The organism is Fusobacterium sp. (genome assembly GCF_032477075.1).
Taxonomy (GTDB): Bacteria; Fusobacteriota; Fusobacteriia; order Fusobacteriales; family Fusobacteriaceae; genus Fusobacterium_A.
On sequence record NZ_JAWDXO010000033.1, the window covers coordinates 1 to 16,237 of the forward strand.

A 16,237-nucleotide genomic window follows, 5' to 3' on the forward strand; every position below is an offset into this window, starting at 1 on the left:
CTCCTGTTCCAGTAGCAGCAGTTATTGTTCCTGCATTTATACCTGAACTTGCTCCAAGTCCTCCTATATACATTCCAAGATTAGCTCCTGCTGTTATTACTCCTCCTGATGCATTTTCTGCAACAGCAGTTTTTCCTGCCTGAGCTTCAGCAACCATACCTACCATTGAGCCTGCTGTTCCATTTAATCTGATAGTTCCAGAGTTAATACCTTTTCCTTCCTCTGTATATATTCCTATTCCACCTGCTGCATCATTCATTGTAATAGTTCCTGTTGAAGTCAGTTGAGAACCTCCTCCTACATATGAACCAATATTTTCAGATTTTCCTGCTGTTGATGTAATATTAGAATTATTTACTAAAGTTATTCCATCTGCTGCATATATTCCTATACTTTTAGTTCCTGCAAGCTCAATTTCTGCTCCATTTGTTACTGTTCCTTGAGCTGCTCCTTTGCTGTAATATACTCCTATATTATTAGTTGTTGAGGAATTATTTACAGTTATTTTTCCTCCAGTTGCATAAGCTCCATCTGTAAGATACATTCCTGTTCCTTTATTAGCTGTACCAGCAGCAGTACCTATATTTAAAGTAAGTCCTGTATCTATACTTACAGCTCCTCCACTTCCATATACTCCTATTGCTCCTGCTGTAGCTGCCACAGTTCCTTTTATTCTTGATTCTCCATCAATAAATATTCCTGTTGTTTTATCTCCTTCTGTTGTTACATTTACATCTAAATAATTATTTCCTTTAGAGTAAATTCCTACTGCTCCATTTTTAACAGTAAGATTTCCTTTTCCACTAAATGTACTTCCTGTACCTGCATTTTCAAGATAAATTCCTACTATTTTATTTCCTTCTGTTCCTGCTGCTGTTGGAATAGTTCCACCATCTACACTTATAGTTTTACCTGTATCTATTTCTACAGTACTATCTTTGCCATATACATAGATATTTTTATTTTCATTATTATTTGTAAAAGTTAAATTATCTTTAAAAGCTACTGTTGCTCCTTCTGCAAAAACTCCTACACTTGATTTTCCACCAAATACTATACTATTTCCAGTACCAGCTAATTCAGCAACTGCCTTATCTTTTACATAAATTCCAGTAGAACTATCTACTTTTAAATTAATTTTCCCTTTATTTATTGCCTTACTATTCATTCCTTCTGCATACATTCCTATCTGTGAAGCATCATTTATATTAATTATTCCTGTAGAAATATCATTAACTATATTAGAAGTTTTGGTATACATACCTACTGCACCTGTTTTTCCAGATGCAAGATCAATAGTTCCTTTATTTGTTCCAGTATTAGCTCCAGTATTAGCTCCAGTTTCTTTTACAAATATTCCCACCCCAGAAATTCCAATACTTAATGCTCCTGATGATTCAACATTCATATCTTCTACATATACAGCAGTTCCTTTGTCTAAAGCTGAAGCATTTACAGCTACATTAATATTTTTAGTTTCTGTACCAGTTCCTCTATAGAAAATACCTGTTTTTCCTTTAACATCTGGTGTTCCTGTTCCATTGAGGGTTAGTGTTGTGGCAGTAACTTCAGATTTTCCATTTAACATGACTCCTACTCCATCTGAACCAAGAGTTAAAGTTCCTAGAGATGTTATGTTGCTTCCTTCTGTTGCATAGATAGCCACTCCACTAGTTCCTGTTGTAATATTCCCTGTATTTGAAATTGTAGCTTTTTTTCCATATATACCTACAGCGGCATTTGAATTATTTGAATCTCCTATTATTATATTTCCAGCATTGCTTACTGTTGTATCAGTTACTGCTCCAGAACTGTTATTATTATCAGCATAAATACCTATAGTTCCAACTCCATCAAGAGTTATATTTCCAGTATTTATTATATTTACTTTTCCTTGATCTACTGCCGATGAACCAAATTCATTAACTATTGGTATACTATTAGAATCTTCTCTATATGCCATTCCCAAAATACCTATAGATTGATTTCCACCTACTTCTATATTTCCAGCATTAGAAACATCACTTCCATTTACTGCATAAATACCTACTGCCTGTGCATTTGCAGCATTGCTTTCTTTTTCAACCTTTATTGAACTTGTTCCATCTATTGTTACAACTCCATAGTTTATAAAGGCACCAATAGCACCTGTTCCAGCACCATCTCTATCTGCAATAATAGTTGAATTAACTAGATTTATTCCTGTTTCAGTATTAGAAACAGCTAGCTTACTTGAGTTCATTTCTAATCCAACTACTTGATTATTAAATTTTGAAGCTTGTGTATTATTAAGAACTGCTGAAATAGTACTTCCTGTTGCAGTTCCCGCAAGTCTTTGACCTAAAAATCTATTATAGTAGAAGTTTCCATCTTTCTGAGCCTGAGTATCACTTCCTGCACCTGTTCCTGTTTTATCCAAATCTCCAATAACTATTTCTCCTCCATCAACTGCTGCAGTTTTATAGTTAGTAGCTGTACTGTCTTCTAGAAGTTTGTCAAGGTCTATTTCTCCCCCTATAGCTGTTCCTAATGCACTTGTTATAGTACCTTCTAAATTATTTGTACTTAGTCCTGTTACATTTTGTAAATTAAATACAACAACTTCATCAGAAACTACATTTATTTTTGAATTTGAATCTAATTTTATTGGAGAAGTTACTCCTAGATCAAGATCAAATGCTGTAGATTTTCCACCAAGTATTATTGTAGAACCACTTAAATCTATTTTTCCTGTTCCATCTGAATAAACAGCATATCCTGAACCATCAAATTCTACTGTTCCTCCTGATAAATCTATATTAGAGTTAGTTCCTATAGATGCTGCTGCTGTTGATGTTGCTCTGTTAATTGTAATAACAGTATTAGCTCCTGAAGCAAAAGCAGCTCCTGTATCTTTTTTGTCTCCAGAAGCAGGATTTCCATCTATTCTTGAAGTTACATTTAATTCACTTGCTGTAATTTTTGCTCCACTTTCTCCATACACAACGATTGAGTCTTCTGTATTTGTAGCTATTATTTTATTTGCAGTTATTGTATTAGATTTATTTGCATAGACTGCCATATTTTTTTTACCACTAAGTTGTATTTCTCCATTTATAGTAGTAAAAGCAGTTGTGTTTCCATAAACCCCTATATTATCTGTTCCTCCTAATATTATGTTTCCGCTATGAGTAACTATTCCTGTTGATTGGTTTGTTATTCCAATATTATTACTTCCACCTGTTATATTAATTGTTCCTATAGAAGATAAGCTTCCTATCCTGTTTATAAGACCAAAATTTTTCTGTCCACCTGATATATTTAAAGTTAATCCTTTTAAAGTAAGATTATTATTACTAATTACTCCAATATTATTATTTCCACTTGTTATATTATATAAATTCGTATTTATTGTTTGTGAAGAATAATCTCCAATATACCCTACATTTTTACTTCCATTTGATATATCAACTTTAATTACTGAATTTTCATTCAATTTATTGTTGCTTCCATTAGCCTGGTAAACTCCTATATTTTCTTCTCCATTAGATGATATTGTTATAGGTCTTTGCAAATCTAGATAACCATTGTTCATTCCTTGTTTTCCAAAAAAACCTATATTTTTATCTCCAGATTTTATTTCAATGGTTCCACTGTTCTCAAAATTATGTACATGGTTGGAAGAATTTTTTTCAGCCAGCATTACAAAGTTATTATTCCCATTTATCTCTATTCTTCCACTTCCATAATTTGTAGTAATATACAACCTATTTGCAGAATCCCCAGCATTTGGATAAGCAAATACAGCATTTTTGTTTCCAGTTATAACAGTTGTTCCTGCATGCAAAATCATTGGATTTCTTCCATTATTTGAGTGACCTTGTAGTCCTACTCCAACCATTGTATTTCCATTTATAGTCAATTTCCCATTTAAAGTTAACATTTGATATCCTGTATTTTCAAAATTTGAATGCGCTCCCTTATATTTGTCCACTAAACTTGTGGCCTTGCTTTTCTCTGCAGCTGAAGCTTCTGTTATTCCATTAATAAGAGCACTTGCTTTATCTCCATGAGGGTCAAAATGAATAAACTGTCTTAAGGCATTTCCACTTTCTGGCCGATTTCCTGCATTAATTGTTATTGTAGTATTACTTCCAAAGCTTGAATATCTGCTTCCTACAATTCTATACATTCCTGCTTTTCCGCTCCCAATATTTGTAGTTTCATATGTTGCATTATTTATGCTTACATTATAACCTGCACTGCTTGCTGTATATCCAGTTACTGATGCTGTAAAAGCTTCTGTTGATCCTGAACCTCCTGTTGTAAATATAAAATTTCCACTTGTAGTTATCATTTGAGATATAAGTCCATTATCACCACCAGTATTCCAAGCCCATGAACCATCACTATTTGCACTAGATGGAGAACTTAAATTTGGAATACTTATACTTGGCACAATAACATTTGCTACCTCTGGTGCTTCTGGTGTTGTTGGTGCTGTCACTCCTGTTGGAACAAATCCAGTTGGTGTTGCTGGAGCATTTACATTTATAGTTTTATCATCTGGTGTTACTGGTGCTGTCAGTGTTGGCTCTGTTACTGTTATTTTATCTACTGCTGATGGTGTTGTTACTGATACTGCTACCCCTGATGGTGTTCCTAGAGGATTCACTACTGGTGCTGTTATTCCACTTATTCCATTTACTGTTAGGGTAATTGTTCCTGGTAATGTACCTAGATTTACCTCTGGAGCTGATACATTTACTGATACATTTGGATTTATTTCTGGCAGCTCTGGCTCTACTGGCTTTATATTTGCTCCTACTTCTATTGTTTCTCTAAATACTTCTGTATCTACAGCTACTCCATTTCCGGCCATTATTTTGTCTTTTCCAATGTTTCCTGTAGCTCTAAGAAGGCTTCTTCCGCTCTTTGTTCCATAATGCTTATTGATTGCATCTATTGTTTCTGAAAATTCTTTTTCTGTTACATCTTTCATTTTTCCACCATCTAAATATTGATAGCTGAAAAAAACTTGTGTACTTGGTATTAAAGGTTTAGAATAAAAATCTGCCTTTCTTACAAGTTCCACAAAATCTGAGTTGTATTCTTTCATTAATCTTTCATTTTCTGCTATTTTTCTTTTTATTTCTTCGCGCTCTGTCTGTATTCTTGTTAAAAGGTCTCCCTTAGTTTCCTCTATCTCTTCTGCTGTTATTCCTGCACCTAAAGATATTCCTCCTGTTATCATGAAGATTACCAGCAGCGCTAAAGAGTAGCTTACTTTTCTCTTTAAAAATCTCTTCAGAGATTTTTCTATATCGCTCTTTCCCATATAGCTCCCCCTATTTAATTTCCTGTTCTTAATTTTTGTTCTATCTTATCTAATCTGCTCAAGTATTCATTAAGTTTCTCATTTTCAAGTAATAAAAGTTCCTTCTCACTATTATTAGTTTTAAATTCATCATATACCTCATCATATTTCTGGCTTAAAAATACTCTGTTTTCATCTGCTTCTATTCCCAGAACTTCTTCCAGCTTTACGATTTCTTCTTCCTCTTCCCTTAAAAATACCATCCTGTCTCTTCCTATTTTAAAAGCTTCTTTTGCTGCTGTTCTTCTACCTTCAGCAGTATTTTCACTTTTGAATACTTTTTCCTCAAGAGATTCATTCATATTTCTTCTTATATCTTCAATTATTTTCTTTCCCTTTTTTTCTTCAGCTTTTTGAACAGCTATTCTGGCTTTCTCTGCATCTTCTATAGCCTTCTGCTTAACTTTTTCTTCAGCCTGTATCTCTCTTCTTATCTCTTCAAGAACTTTTCTTCCCTCTTTTTCACTTATTTCCTGAGCATAAAGAGTTGTTCCCAATATAGTCAAAAGAAAAATACCTGCAATTATTTTTTTCATAAATCCTCCCTCTGTTTTTTATAAAAACAAGGTATTGTGAAATAAAACCACAATACCTTTTTATCACTTTATCTTAAACTCTTTAATTGATTAAATTCAAAAACTTTTCTCTCTTCTATTTTTACCTGTTTATCTATATCGCTTACAAATACTTGGTATTGTTTTAATATTTTTTTTACTTCCTCATTGTATATACTTTTTCCTTCCATATTCATAAGCATTTGAGTTCTTTCATTGCTCTTTCCTTTCAATGTTGTTAATAAATTTAAATTATTCTGAGCTGTGTTTGCTATCATTTCTTCCTGTTTAAATCTTTCATTTTCTTTTTGCTCCAACATCTTTAATTCTGCTTCAAGCTGTGAAAATTTTGTATCTAATGTCATATCTGCTGCTGCTAAGTTTGCTGATATTAATATTGCTCCTATTCCCAATAACATACTTTTTTTAATCTGCATAATTCTTTCTCCTTTGATTTAAGATATTTTTATTTACTTTTATTTGTTTTTAATGCTTCTAATTGTCTAAATCTATTAATTATATTTTCCTGTTCTTTCATTTGTCCTTCTAAATCTTTTAAAGCTGCTTGATATTTTGATGCCAGTTCTCCATATTGTTCTTTATAGAACTTTACATTTTTTATTTGATTTAATTTTGCTACCTTCTCTGATAATTGGTTATATAATTCTCTTTGTTTACCTAAAGTTGTTTGGGCTGTTTCTGCTATCTTTTTTTCTGTATCAAATTTTTCCTGCTCTTTTTGTATTAACAGATTATATTCCTGTTCCAATCCTTTAAAACGTGCTTCCAGATTGTCTATCTCTGCTCCCATCATAGATGCTGATAATACAATTGTTCCTAATACTAATAGTTTTTTCATAATTTCCTCCAAAGTTTATTTTTTATTAAGTTCTTCTAGTAAATTTAATTTTTCTATTATTTCTTTTTTTCTCTTTTCCCCTATAGTCTTATTTTCAAGTTCTTTATTTATTTTATTTAATTCTTCATATAGTTCCTGTTTTGACATTTTTTTAAGTCTTGCTTCCTCTTTCAATTTTGTTTCTTCTCTTAACCTTTGTTGTTCTTTTATTTTTTCCTGTTCTTTTAACTTCTCTTGTTTTATTATCTTTTCTTGCTCTTTTAGTTTCTCTTGTTCCCTTGCTTTCTCCTGTGCCTTTAATCTTTCCTGCTCTTTTAGTTTCTCTTGTTCCTTTGCTTTCTCTTGTGCCTTTAATCTTTCCTGCTCTTTTAGCTTCTCTTGTTCTCTTAACTTTTCCTGTTCTTTCAATTTATTTTTTTCTATTGCCAGATTTAATAATCTCTCTCTATTCTGATCTATATTATTTGCGCCTATTCTATTGTTTTGATTTGAACAACCATTTAATATTAAAGAAAGTAATAAAGAAGCTAATACTGCTTTTTTCATAAACTTTTCCTCCATTTGTTAATTACTTGTTGTCTTCTTTTACTTTTTCATCCTTTATGATTCCCTCTGCCTTTAAAATATCATTCAGTTTATATTTTTCAATTATAGTGTTATAGTAATCTATTTGAGCTTTTGTAAATTTTTCATTTGTTAAATTTTGATACAAAAGCGGAAGTGTCTCCTCTAAAGTTTTGTCATCATATTTTGCTTTATGTTTTTCATAATAATCTTGTATTTCTTTATCTGTTACTACAGTTTTAGCTTTCAGTTTTCTCTCTACAAAATAATTAACTTTTACAGATTCCTGAGCTTTTTTTATATTTTCTATCTCTTCTGGTGTATACTCTCCATTCTCAGCTTCTATTGCCAATGCCTTATACACTAAGATTTTCGCTATTTCATCTTTATTCTGCTGTTTTTCTTCAGCTGTTAAAATAACTTTTTCCTCTTTTTTTACTGAATCATTCTTAACAGAATCACACCCTATCATTACTGCTCCAAGTACAAAAATCCAAATTATTCCCTTAAATATTTTTACTGACATTTTCTATATTTTCTCCTTTTTATGATAAATTTTTAATTTATCTTGTCCCTTATTTCATTCATTAGCTGTTCATTTTTCTCTTGATAGGTCATAGGTTTTACTTCTTTTTCTTTAACTGCCTCTGTATATGCTTTTCTTCTTTGCTCTAGTATATACTTAGGATCATCTTTGTTAATATTTTGATTATTTGAACAACTTACAAAAAAAATACAGCATGGTATAATTGATAAAACTAATTTCTTCATATTCTCTCTCCTTTAACTTAAGATTATTTAGATATTTCATTTATTCTTTTTAATATTTTTCCAGATACAGTAAATTTTATTGTTTTAGGTGGAATTATTGTCATTCTCTCTTTGGTTGCTGGATTGCTTATGACTCTTTCTTTCTTTTGCAGTACTGTGAATTTACCTTTATTTTGTAGTTTTATTTCTCCCTCTCTTACTAAACCAACTTTTAAAGCTTCTAAAAAAATTTCTATATCTTTTTCTGCTTCTATAAAAGTTTTCAGCCCTCCTTTAGATAGGAGGCTTTTCCTATATTCTTTAACAAAACTTTTTTTATTCATTGTTTTCACATTCCTCTTTATTAAGTAATTTTTTAAAATTCTCTCCAGGAATAAATTTTATTTTCTTTTTTGAAGGAATTATTTTCTTTTCAAATATATAATTATCTTCTCCTTCTTTCTTAAGTGGAAGTACAACCTTTCTTGGATTAGCTTCTCTTAATTCAAATTTTCCAGTTCCTTTAAAAATTATTTTTTTCTCTTTTAAAAGAGTTTCTATAAGGGCTTCCCATATAGAATCTACTTTGTGTCTTGCTATTCTTTCTGATGCTATTTTTCCTCCCTTCCCTTTATACAATTCCATATAGAGTTTTAAAAAATCTTTCTCCCTCATCTTTCACCTCTGTTATCTATATATTCCTCAAATACGTATTTTTTCAACTGTTCTCTTTTATGTATAAAGGCGAACACATACGAAAATGCTCTTGTAATTTTACATAAAATAAGTTATTAATTTTTAAGATTTTTTTTAAAAATATCTGTTTTTTAAAAAAACTTTCTTGACATAAATGCTCGAAGGAGTATATACTATATTTACTAAAAATATATCAAAAATATTTAGGTATTAAGGTTATTATCGTCGATATTATAAGACGGATTTTTTTCTTATAAGTGTTCGCCTTTATACATAAAAGGGAACACTTTTAACCTAGTAAAAAAATTTATTTTTTAACTTTAAAAAATATAGTTTTATTATTTAATTTCTTTATCTTTTTACCAAAGCATTCTAATAATTTTATTATTACCATTTTTTATTTCTGGATAAAAAAAAGACTGCAGCTTCTGCCACAGCCCTTTCCCTGATTAAACTTCTGGTGTATTATTTTTTACATAAAATTGATATGCTGTAAGCAAACTTCTGTACTTGTCTATTGTTTCCAATGAAGTATTGTAAGATTTGACTTCCTTTTCAGCACTTGTCTCCCAGTCTTTATATGATTCATATGCTGAATTTTCTGGAAATTCTGTTCCTGCCTCTACCTGTTCTGCTATGTGCTCAAGAGTTGCTGTTATATCATCTATATTTTTTAATATAGCCTTTTCTCTCTTGATAGCATTTTCCACTTTCTCCATCTCCTTCTTAACTACTGCCAGTATTACCTGATTTTCTCTTCCTTCCATTTTGTTACCTCCTGTTTTATTTTTGTTATACATATATGATACTATTTCTAATCAGGATTAAACAGTGATTCAATGTTATACTTTGTGATGAATTGTTAAAGCTTGAAATTATTCCAGAAAAAAAATTAAACTTCTTGTGTAAATTAAAATACTTGGTCCTATTCTCCTGTAGAGAACATCTCCTCCATCTACTTTGTCATAGATGGTATTCTTATGTCTTTTCAAATATTTTGCCACTTCCTCTATTGTTGCCCATTCTCCAAGAGATGCTGCCATTTCCTGTGAAAGTGCTTTATTTAGTGGTGAAAGACTCTCTAGTTTCCTGTAAATATATTCTTCCCTATCCATGAACATTTCCTTCAGTGTATATTCTCTGTGCTTTTCCTATTCCTAACATATTTCTCAAATCTCTCTTTCTCACTTTTCCTCCCAGATTTTCTATGCTATAAATTCCCTGAATCTTTCCTGTGTCATTCCCCTTCTGCTTTTTCCTGCTGCTTTTACAGGAAAGCACATATCCATTATTCTATCTCTAATTCTATTGTGCCCTTGTGTTGAAAACTTTTCAGTTATCTCACATTTATTTTCATTTTCACTGAAATTCAGATTTGTTGATATTATCAATGGCTTTTCACTTCGATATCTCCCATCTATGAGATTATATATTTTTTCTGCCCTCCAGCCACTCTGATTCCTGTCCACATGCACTTACAAAAGTCTTTCCAATTCCAACTCCCCCATAGAAAAGTATTCCCTCTTTTTTATCTTTTTTCATAAAACTTTCTGCATATTTCTTCACCAGCTGCATATAATCACTTTTCATATCTGCTGTTCAGAAATTTTTTATCCATTACAGAAATATCCCTGCATTTCTTCTGCTATTCTTTATTAATTTGCTTATTTTTTATTCTAATTTTAATCGCATACAATATATAACTTTTTTATTTTTATAAAAATATCTATTAAAAATTTCTTTTGAAAAATATTTTATATTTTATTTTAATTTTCTCCTTTATATTCTTTGTAAAAAATTTAATATCTATTTTTATTTATTTGTAAATACAAATATGTTATAATTCAAGTATATAAACTTATGCCAACTAATTAAATTTACTTTTTTATAACTTTTAATATTTCAAAACCATAATTTTAAAATAATTGTTTGTCATTCTACTTTCTAAATAAAATATAAAAAGTTCTTAATTTTAATATGAAAAAATAAGTTTACTAATATTTTTCACAGCAAATTATACTAAGTTGGAGGGATTGATTAATGGCTACTTATAAAGAGATACAGCAATATGTTAAAAGTAAATATGGGTGTTGTATAAAAACCTGTTGGATTGCTCACATGAAAGAATTGTCAGGAATAAAAGTAAAAATTTCACATAGAAGATATGATAAAAATGTAAGAACCAACCCTTGTCCTGAAAATAAAAAGGAGTATATAAAAGAGGCCTTCATTCATTTTGAAATGGTTGAAAATTAATTATAACAACTATTGTTTTTTTATGTATAAAAATATTATATTTTAAAAATTTAATTAAAGAAGGGGAAAGTAAATGGATAAAATAGATTTTCAGTATTGTAATAGATTTACATTACATACTATCTGGTATAGTCTTGTTCTTTTATTTTTTATTATATTTATATTTCTTTACAAAGTTATTTTATTTTTTGTTGGAATAAGTGAAAATGGGATTTCTGATTTTTGGTTTAAATATGAAGCTTTATTTTGGATAACAGTAGCAATAATTCCCTGTATTGCTTTGATATTAATATTTATATTTTCTATGCTTCTAGCTATAAAAATTCAAAACAAAACAGGAACAGTAATTTTTTATAACAATTATTGTATCTTTCATTTAAAAGATGAGGTTAAAATTTTTTATAGAGATATGAAAAGTATTACTTTTACGAGACTGCCTCAAGGAAGGGCTTCATTTAATTTATATAAAATTCCTTTTAGATTAACTATAATTTATAACAATAAAGAATATAAAATAGATACATCTTTAAAAGAATCATGGTTTAACAAGGATAAAGATTTTTCTTTACAAAAAGTTTATGAGAAAATTATCAGTGAAAAATCTCCTAAAAATTTTATCTGATAAAAGTTTAAGAAGATAAAAAAGTTTTGAAGTATAAAATAAATATATTATAGTGAAATTTATAAACTTGAATATAGATACAGCTCTAAAATTTTCAGATTCACAAAAATTAAAATTTAAAAATATCATTAAAGATAAAAAAGTTATTCTTAAATTAATTGATGAGGTGTTTATAATGAATTATATTTTTAAAAATCAATTAAACAATCATGAAATTAAAGAAGGTTTAGTGACCTATCTTAATAAGCTTCTTCCTCCTTTTATACTAATAGGAGCAATTATTGTATTTATATTTATCTATATTCATAATAATAGCATTGTATATGCTGCAGTTACATCTATCATAATGGCTGTTTCAGCAATAGCATTTATTTTTTTTGCTTTAAAACAACAATTTTCTCCTGATAAAGTTGCAACTTATAAACTATATGAAAGTGAATTGGAAATTGTTAACAGTAATGGAAGTATTCATAATTATAAATATAATAAAACTAAAAGTATTGCAGCAAAAAATGTTATTGTTCTATGTTTTTCAAAAGGCAGCTTTGCAATAATTGCAAAGCAAAATATTACAAAAGACCAGATAGCCTTCCTCAGTAGGCTACCTATCTAATATTACATCAGAGAGTTAATTTGTAACTTTATATAATAATATCTGATATCAGAAGAGAATTTTTTCATTAAGTTGGTATGAGATTAATATTTCAAGAAAAAATAATAATAAAAATAACTAAAAAAGGTGTAAATAATTAAATATTTACACCTTTTTACTAAACATATAATATTATTCTAAATAAATAATAAATATTTATATATGAATTTTTCTGATATTCACTAAATCTATCAAATAATTTAATTATCTTTATTTAATACAGATATCCTCATATTATATTACATGAAATATAACAAATAATTTTAATATTTTTTTGCTCTTGATAAGAAATAAAAAAATATCCAAAGACCTAAACCTAATATTAGTAAAAATAAATTTAAATTTATTAACATTATTGTTCTCACATTTTTATCTTTAGTTTTTATTCCAAAAATAAAAGATAAAATTAAACCTATTAATGCTGTTGATAAAATTAGAATATAAATTATTAGTATTGCTTTGAACATTTTTCCGTTCCTCCTTCTCTTTTTATAAAGGGCTTTTCTTTTATCTTTCTTTTGTTACAATATCTTTATAAGTCATAAGATCATAATATAGTTAATGATTAACTGTAATCTCATATTTTTCTAAAATTTCAATAAATTTTTCCCTGTTTTCCCCAAGTGAAAAATATTTTTTTGACTTTTTATCTTTAAGGAAATCACAACCATCAAATGCGGGCAGTATCCTTTCTCCTTGAGAAAAAATCAATTCAAAATCCTCATAAAATCCACAGCTAGGACTGTCAAAATACAATGTTTTATTATTCAAAAGTTTTAACAATTCTTTAGAATCATTTTCTGATATTAGAATAATTTTATCATCATATTTTACTCTTATCTGATTTTTTATTTTTAAATTTGTTTTATCTCTATATATTGGAAACTGGTATAATAAAATTCCTAAACTTACTATTAAAACATATAATATTTTTTTCAAAAAAAACCTCCCCCTAAATTTTTTAATTAATCTTTCTCTAAAAATTCAATCAAAATAATATTATAAAATTCTAAATTTAAAAGAACTATATATTTTATTTATAAATAAGAACCTTATTTTATTATTTTTTCTTTTATTGAAGTATATTGTTAATAATACTTCTATAAAACCAATTATTATTTCAATTATGATATTTTTTTTACTTACATTTACTATGTATCTTTCTTCTAAAAAATTATAACAAATTTTCTTTAATTTTTAACTGAATTAATTTGATTATACCATTTTATAAAATTATTTTTAATATTTCTAAATTATTTATCAAAAAAATTTTTTTTATCCATAATTATTTCAGCTATATTTTTTATTTATAATAAAGTATATTTTAATGTATTTTTCATTTTTTTACTGTATACTATTAAAAAACTGTATTGATACTGGAAAGGAGAAAATTATGAGAGTATTAGTTGTTGAAGATGAAAAATACATGAATCGTATTATCAGTAAAAAACTCAAAGTTGAAGGTTATAGTGTAGATTCATGTCATGATGGAGAAGAAGCAATAAATTACATAAAATCAGCTTCATATGATATTATTATTATGGATATAATGATGCCTCAAAAAGATGGATATGAAGTTCTTAAAGAAATTCGTTATGAAGGAAATCCTGTACCTGTTCTATTTCTTACTGCTAAAGATGCTTTAGAAGACAGAGTAAAAGGATTAGATCTTGGTGCTGATGATTATCTTGTAAAACCTTTTCATTTTGAAGAACTTATGGCAAGAATTAGAGTAATGATTCGAAGAAGTCATGGCAAAGCCAGCAACCAACTCCAAATTGCTGATTTAATTCTTGATATTAATGCACATACAGTTAAACGAAACAATAATTTTATTGAATTATCAGCAAAAGAATTTGCTATTTTAGAATACATGATGCAAAATGCTGGAATTGTTCTATCTCGAGAAAAACTAGAAACTCATATATGGAACTACGACTATCAAGGAGCTTCTAATATGATTGATGTTTATATTCGTTATCTCAGAATTAAAATTGATAAAGATTATGAACACAAATTAATTCATACAGTAAGAGGAGTAGGATATATGATTAAAGACAAGGAGAAAAATTTATGAAACTTCTGACTATTCGTACCAGAATTACATTATGGTACACTTTATTTATGATAGGACTTGTAACAGCTATACTTGGAATAATAGTTGAATTTACTGATATGTCTATTCTTAATAATCAAAAACATGAACTCATAAAAGTAGTTGAAGATGCTGCTGAAGATATTGAGGATGGTGATGATTTTGATTTTTATGATGATGGAGTTTATCTTTTAAAATATAATATTCAATTAGAATATATTGAAGGAAGTATCCCAGATAAATTTCCTATTTCTTTTCCATTGGAATTAGGACGTGTTCAATCAATGAAAAAAGATGGGGAAATATTTTATATATATGATAAGAAAATTAAAGATAAATATGATAATATTTTCTGGATAAGAGGAGTTATTCCTAATATTCAAATGATGCAGCTTAGTAAAATCATTATTGGAGCAGCTTTTGTTTTGCTTCCTGTATTAGTAATTCTATCAAGTCTTATAGGATATTTTATTACTAAAAAAGCCTTTCTTCCAGTAAAAAAAATTCAAGAGACTGCTCAAAAAATAAGTGAAGGGAATAACCTTTATATGAGAATAGGTCTATCTGATGGAAAAGATGAAATATCAATGCTGGGAAAAACTGTAGACAATATGCTTGAAAAATTAGAACAAAGTTTTGAAAAAGAAAAACAGTTTACATCAGATGTTTCTCATGAACTGAGAACTCCTATTGCTGTTATTATGGCTGAAAGTGAATATGTCCTTCAACATGGAACTTCATTTGAAGAAGCAATAGAATCTATGGAAAGTATAAATTATCAAGTGAATAAGATGTCTGTTCTTATTAATCAGCTTCTATTTTTCTCAAGAGCAGAGCAAGGAAAAATTCAATTAAATTATGAAAAAACAGATATTCTGCAATTAATGGAAGAAATTATAAAGGATATTAAATTTACAGCTGAATCAAAAAAAATTGCTGTAAATATGATAAGTAAACTAACTGTACATGAATATTATGTAGATAAAATGCTTTTCAGCCGTGCTGTTCAAAATGTCTTACAAAATGCCATTATACATGGAAAAGAAAATGGTTGTGTTACTATAGAAATTTATGAAAAAAACAGTTATATTGCCATAAAAATAAAAGATAATGGAATTGGAATAAGTAAAGAAAACTTAAATAAAATATGGGACAGATTCTATCAAGTAGACCAATCAAGAACAAGCCAAGAAAATGGAAGTATGGGATTGGGATTATCAATGGTTAAGTGGATTATCGAAAAACATAAAGGTTATACAGAAGTTGAAAGCACTCTTGGTGCTGGAAGTACATTCACTTTATTTTTTCCAATAAAAATATAAAAAAAATTTTAATTTTAATGTTCCTTTCATAATTGAACTATATAATCAAAATATAAATCAAATAGGTGAAAGGAGAAAAATATGAAAAAACTAAATGTGAATATTTTAAAGAAAAATTTAAAACAAGGAAAAAGAGGTATTAAAACTCTAATATTATCTACAGCTGTACTTATGCTGTTGGTTGGAACAGGAGCTTTTGCAGGAGATTCATTACACAAGAAAAGAGCCAGAGAGGCTGAAATAAATCTTATTCAGAAACAGGCTATCAGTAATGGAGTAAAATTAATAAGTCCAGAAGAAGCAAAACAAGTAGCACTTTCAGCAGTTGGAATCAAAGAAAGTGATGTAAAATACTTTAAAATTAAACTGGATCAAGAAGATGACTGCAGACCTGCTTTATATGTTTATGAAGTAGAATTTGTACATGATGGACTGGAATATGAACTTGATATTGATGCAGCAAATAAAAGAATTCTTAAATCTGATGTAGATTCATGGTTTGATTAAAATC

At 28.5% G+C, this 16,237-nt stretch carries 21 protein-coding genes; 6 read left to right on the plus strand and 15 right to left on the minus strand.

The window, feature by feature from the left end; translation table 11 throughout:
• From E6771_RS12325 to E6771_RS12385, 13 genes are all read right to left on the minus strand, one after another.
• A partial coding sequence (locus tag E6771_RS12325) for an autotransporter-associated N-terminal domain-containing protein (protein WP_316091630.1) occupies positions 1–5,317 on the minus strand: 5,317 nt, incomplete at its 3' end.
• A 14-nt stretch (positions 5,318–5,331) separates the two neighbouring features.
• On the minus strand, positions 5,332–5,892 hold the full coding sequence (locus tag E6771_RS12330) for a hypothetical protein (protein WP_316091631.1): 561 nt from the start codon (positions 5,890–5,892) through the stop codon (positions 5,332–5,334).
• 68 nt (positions 5,893–5,960) lie between these two features.
• Positions 5,961–6,347 carry an adhesion protein FadA gene (locus tag E6771_RS12335; RefSeq protein WP_316091632.1) on the minus strand — a complete coding sequence of 129 codons (387 nt, stop codon included), beginning with the start codon at positions 6,345–6,347 and terminating at the stop codon, positions 5,961–5,963.
• A gap of 29 nt (positions 6,348–6,376) precedes the next feature.
• The gene (locus tag E6771_RS12340; protein ID WP_316091633.1) at positions 6,377–6,769 is read right to left on the minus strand and encodes an adhesion protein FadA; all 393 of its coding nucleotides are present in this window, start codon (positions 6,767–6,769) and stop codon (positions 6,377–6,379) included.
• 15 nt (positions 6,770–6,784) lie between these two features.
• Positions 6,785–7,315 carry a hypothetical protein gene (locus E6771_RS12345; protein ID WP_316091634.1) on the minus strand — a complete coding sequence of 177 codons (531 nt, stop codon included), beginning with the start codon at positions 7,313–7,315 and terminating at the stop codon, positions 6,785–6,787.
• Between the two features lie 22 nt (positions 7,316–7,337).
• Positions 7,338–7,859, minus strand: a complete 522-nt coding sequence (locus E6771_RS12350) for a hypothetical protein (RefSeq protein ID WP_316091635.1) — start codon at positions 7,857–7,859, stop codon at positions 7,338–7,340.
• 32 nt (positions 7,860–7,891) lie between these two features.
• Positions 7,892–8,104: a hypothetical protein gene (locus E6771_RS12355; RefSeq protein WP_316091636.1), complete on the minus strand. Its 213-nt coding sequence runs from the start codon at positions 8,102–8,104 to the stop codon at positions 7,892–7,894.
• 23 nt (positions 8,105–8,127) lie between these two features.
• Positions 8,128–8,427 (minus strand): HU family DNA-binding protein, encoded by a 300-nt coding sequence (locus E6771_RS12360; protein WP_316091637.1) that lies wholly within the window; start codon positions 8,425–8,427, stop codon positions 8,128–8,130.
• Positions 8,420–8,728 carry an HU family DNA-binding protein gene (locus E6771_RS12365; protein ID WP_316091638.1) on the minus strand — a complete coding sequence of 103 codons (309 nt, stop codon included), beginning with the start codon at positions 8,726–8,728 and terminating at the stop codon, positions 8,420–8,422. The genes E6771_RS12360 and E6771_RS12365 overlap by 8 nt, the downstream gene beginning before the upstream one ends.
• A gap of 500 nt (positions 8,729–9,228) precedes the next feature.
• Entirely contained in the window at positions 9,229–9,546 is a 318-nt protein-coding gene (locus tag E6771_RS12370; RefSeq protein ID WP_316091640.1) for a hypothetical protein, read from the minus strand.
• Positions 9,547–9,654: 108 nt separating this feature from the next.
• Complete coding sequence (locus E6771_RS12375; protein WP_316091641.1) at positions 9,655–9,894, minus strand: helix-turn-helix domain-containing protein; 240 nt, start codon at positions 9,892–9,894, stop codon at positions 9,655–9,657.
• 90 nt (positions 9,895–9,984) lie between these two features.
• Positions 9,985–10,248: a hypothetical protein gene (locus tag E6771_RS12380; RefSeq protein ID WP_316091642.1), complete on the minus strand. Its 264-nt coding sequence runs from the start codon at positions 10,246–10,248 to the stop codon at positions 9,985–9,987.
• The gene (locus tag E6771_RS12385) at positions 10,205–10,369 is read right to left on the minus strand and encodes a hypothetical protein (protein ID WP_316091643.1); all 165 of its coding nucleotides are present in this window, start codon (positions 10,367–10,369) and stop codon (positions 10,205–10,207) included. Before E6771_RS12385 ends, E6771_RS12380 begins: the two co-directional genes overlap by 44 nt.
• Before the next feature lie 450 nt (positions 10,370–10,819).
• Here E6771_RS12385 and E6771_RS12390 point away from each other — a divergent pair, with 450 nt between their 5' ends.
• The 3 genes from E6771_RS12390 (at position 10,820) to E6771_RS12400 (ending at position 12,270) form a co-directional block, all read left to right on the plus strand.
• Entirely contained in the window at positions 10,820–11,035 is a 216-nt protein-coding gene (locus tag E6771_RS12390; RefSeq protein ID WP_316091645.1) for a hypothetical protein, read from the plus strand.
• Positions 11,036–11,108: 73 nt separating this feature from the next.
• A complete protein-coding gene (locus E6771_RS12395; RefSeq protein ID WP_316091646.1) occupies positions 11,109–11,657 on the plus strand; it encodes a hypothetical protein in 549 nt (182 codons plus the stop codon).
• Positions 11,658–11,832: 175 nt separating this feature from the next.
• The gene (locus E6771_RS12400) at positions 11,833–12,270 is read left to right on the plus strand and encodes a hypothetical protein (protein WP_316091647.1); all 438 of its coding nucleotides are present in this window, start codon (positions 11,833–11,835) and stop codon (positions 12,268–12,270) included.
• A gap of 302 nt (positions 12,271–12,572) precedes the next feature.
• On the opposite strand, the gene E6771_RS12405 is transcribed toward E6771_RS12400, so the two are convergent.
• Both E6771_RS12405 and E6771_RS12410 read right to left on the minus strand, forming a co-directional pair.
• Positions 12,573–12,776, minus strand: coding sequence for a hypothetical protein (locus E6771_RS12405; protein ID WP_316091648.1), 204 nt, complete (start codon positions 12,774–12,776; stop codon positions 12,573–12,575).
• Positions 12,777–12,867: 91 nt separating this feature from the next.
• Complete coding sequence (locus tag E6771_RS12410) at positions 12,868–13,248, minus strand: hypothetical protein (RefSeq protein WP_316091649.1); 381 nt, start codon at positions 13,246–13,248, stop codon at positions 12,868–12,870.
• Positions 13,249–13,702: 454 nt separating this feature from the next.
• Between E6771_RS12410 and E6771_RS12415 the strand changes: the two genes are divergently transcribed.
• The 3 genes from E6771_RS12415 (at position 13,703) to E6771_RS12425 (ending at position 16,233) form a co-directional block, all read left to right on the plus strand.
• Positions 13,703–14,386: a response regulator transcription factor gene (locus tag E6771_RS12415; RefSeq protein ID WP_316091650.1), complete on the plus strand. Its 684-nt coding sequence runs from the start codon at positions 13,703–13,705 to the stop codon at positions 14,384–14,386.
• On the plus strand, positions 14,383–15,726 hold the full coding sequence (locus E6771_RS12420) for a HAMP domain-containing sensor histidine kinase (RefSeq protein ID WP_316091652.1): 1,344 nt from the start codon (positions 14,383–14,385) through the stop codon (positions 15,724–15,726). Before E6771_RS12415 ends, E6771_RS12420 begins: the two co-directional genes overlap by 4 nt.
• 81 nt (positions 15,727–15,807) lie before the next feature.
• Positions 15,808–16,233, plus strand: a complete 426-nt coding sequence (locus tag E6771_RS12425; protein ID WP_316091653.1) for a PepSY domain-containing protein — start codon at positions 15,808–15,810, stop codon at positions 16,231–16,233.
• Positions 16,234–16,237 lie beyond the last annotated feature (4 nt).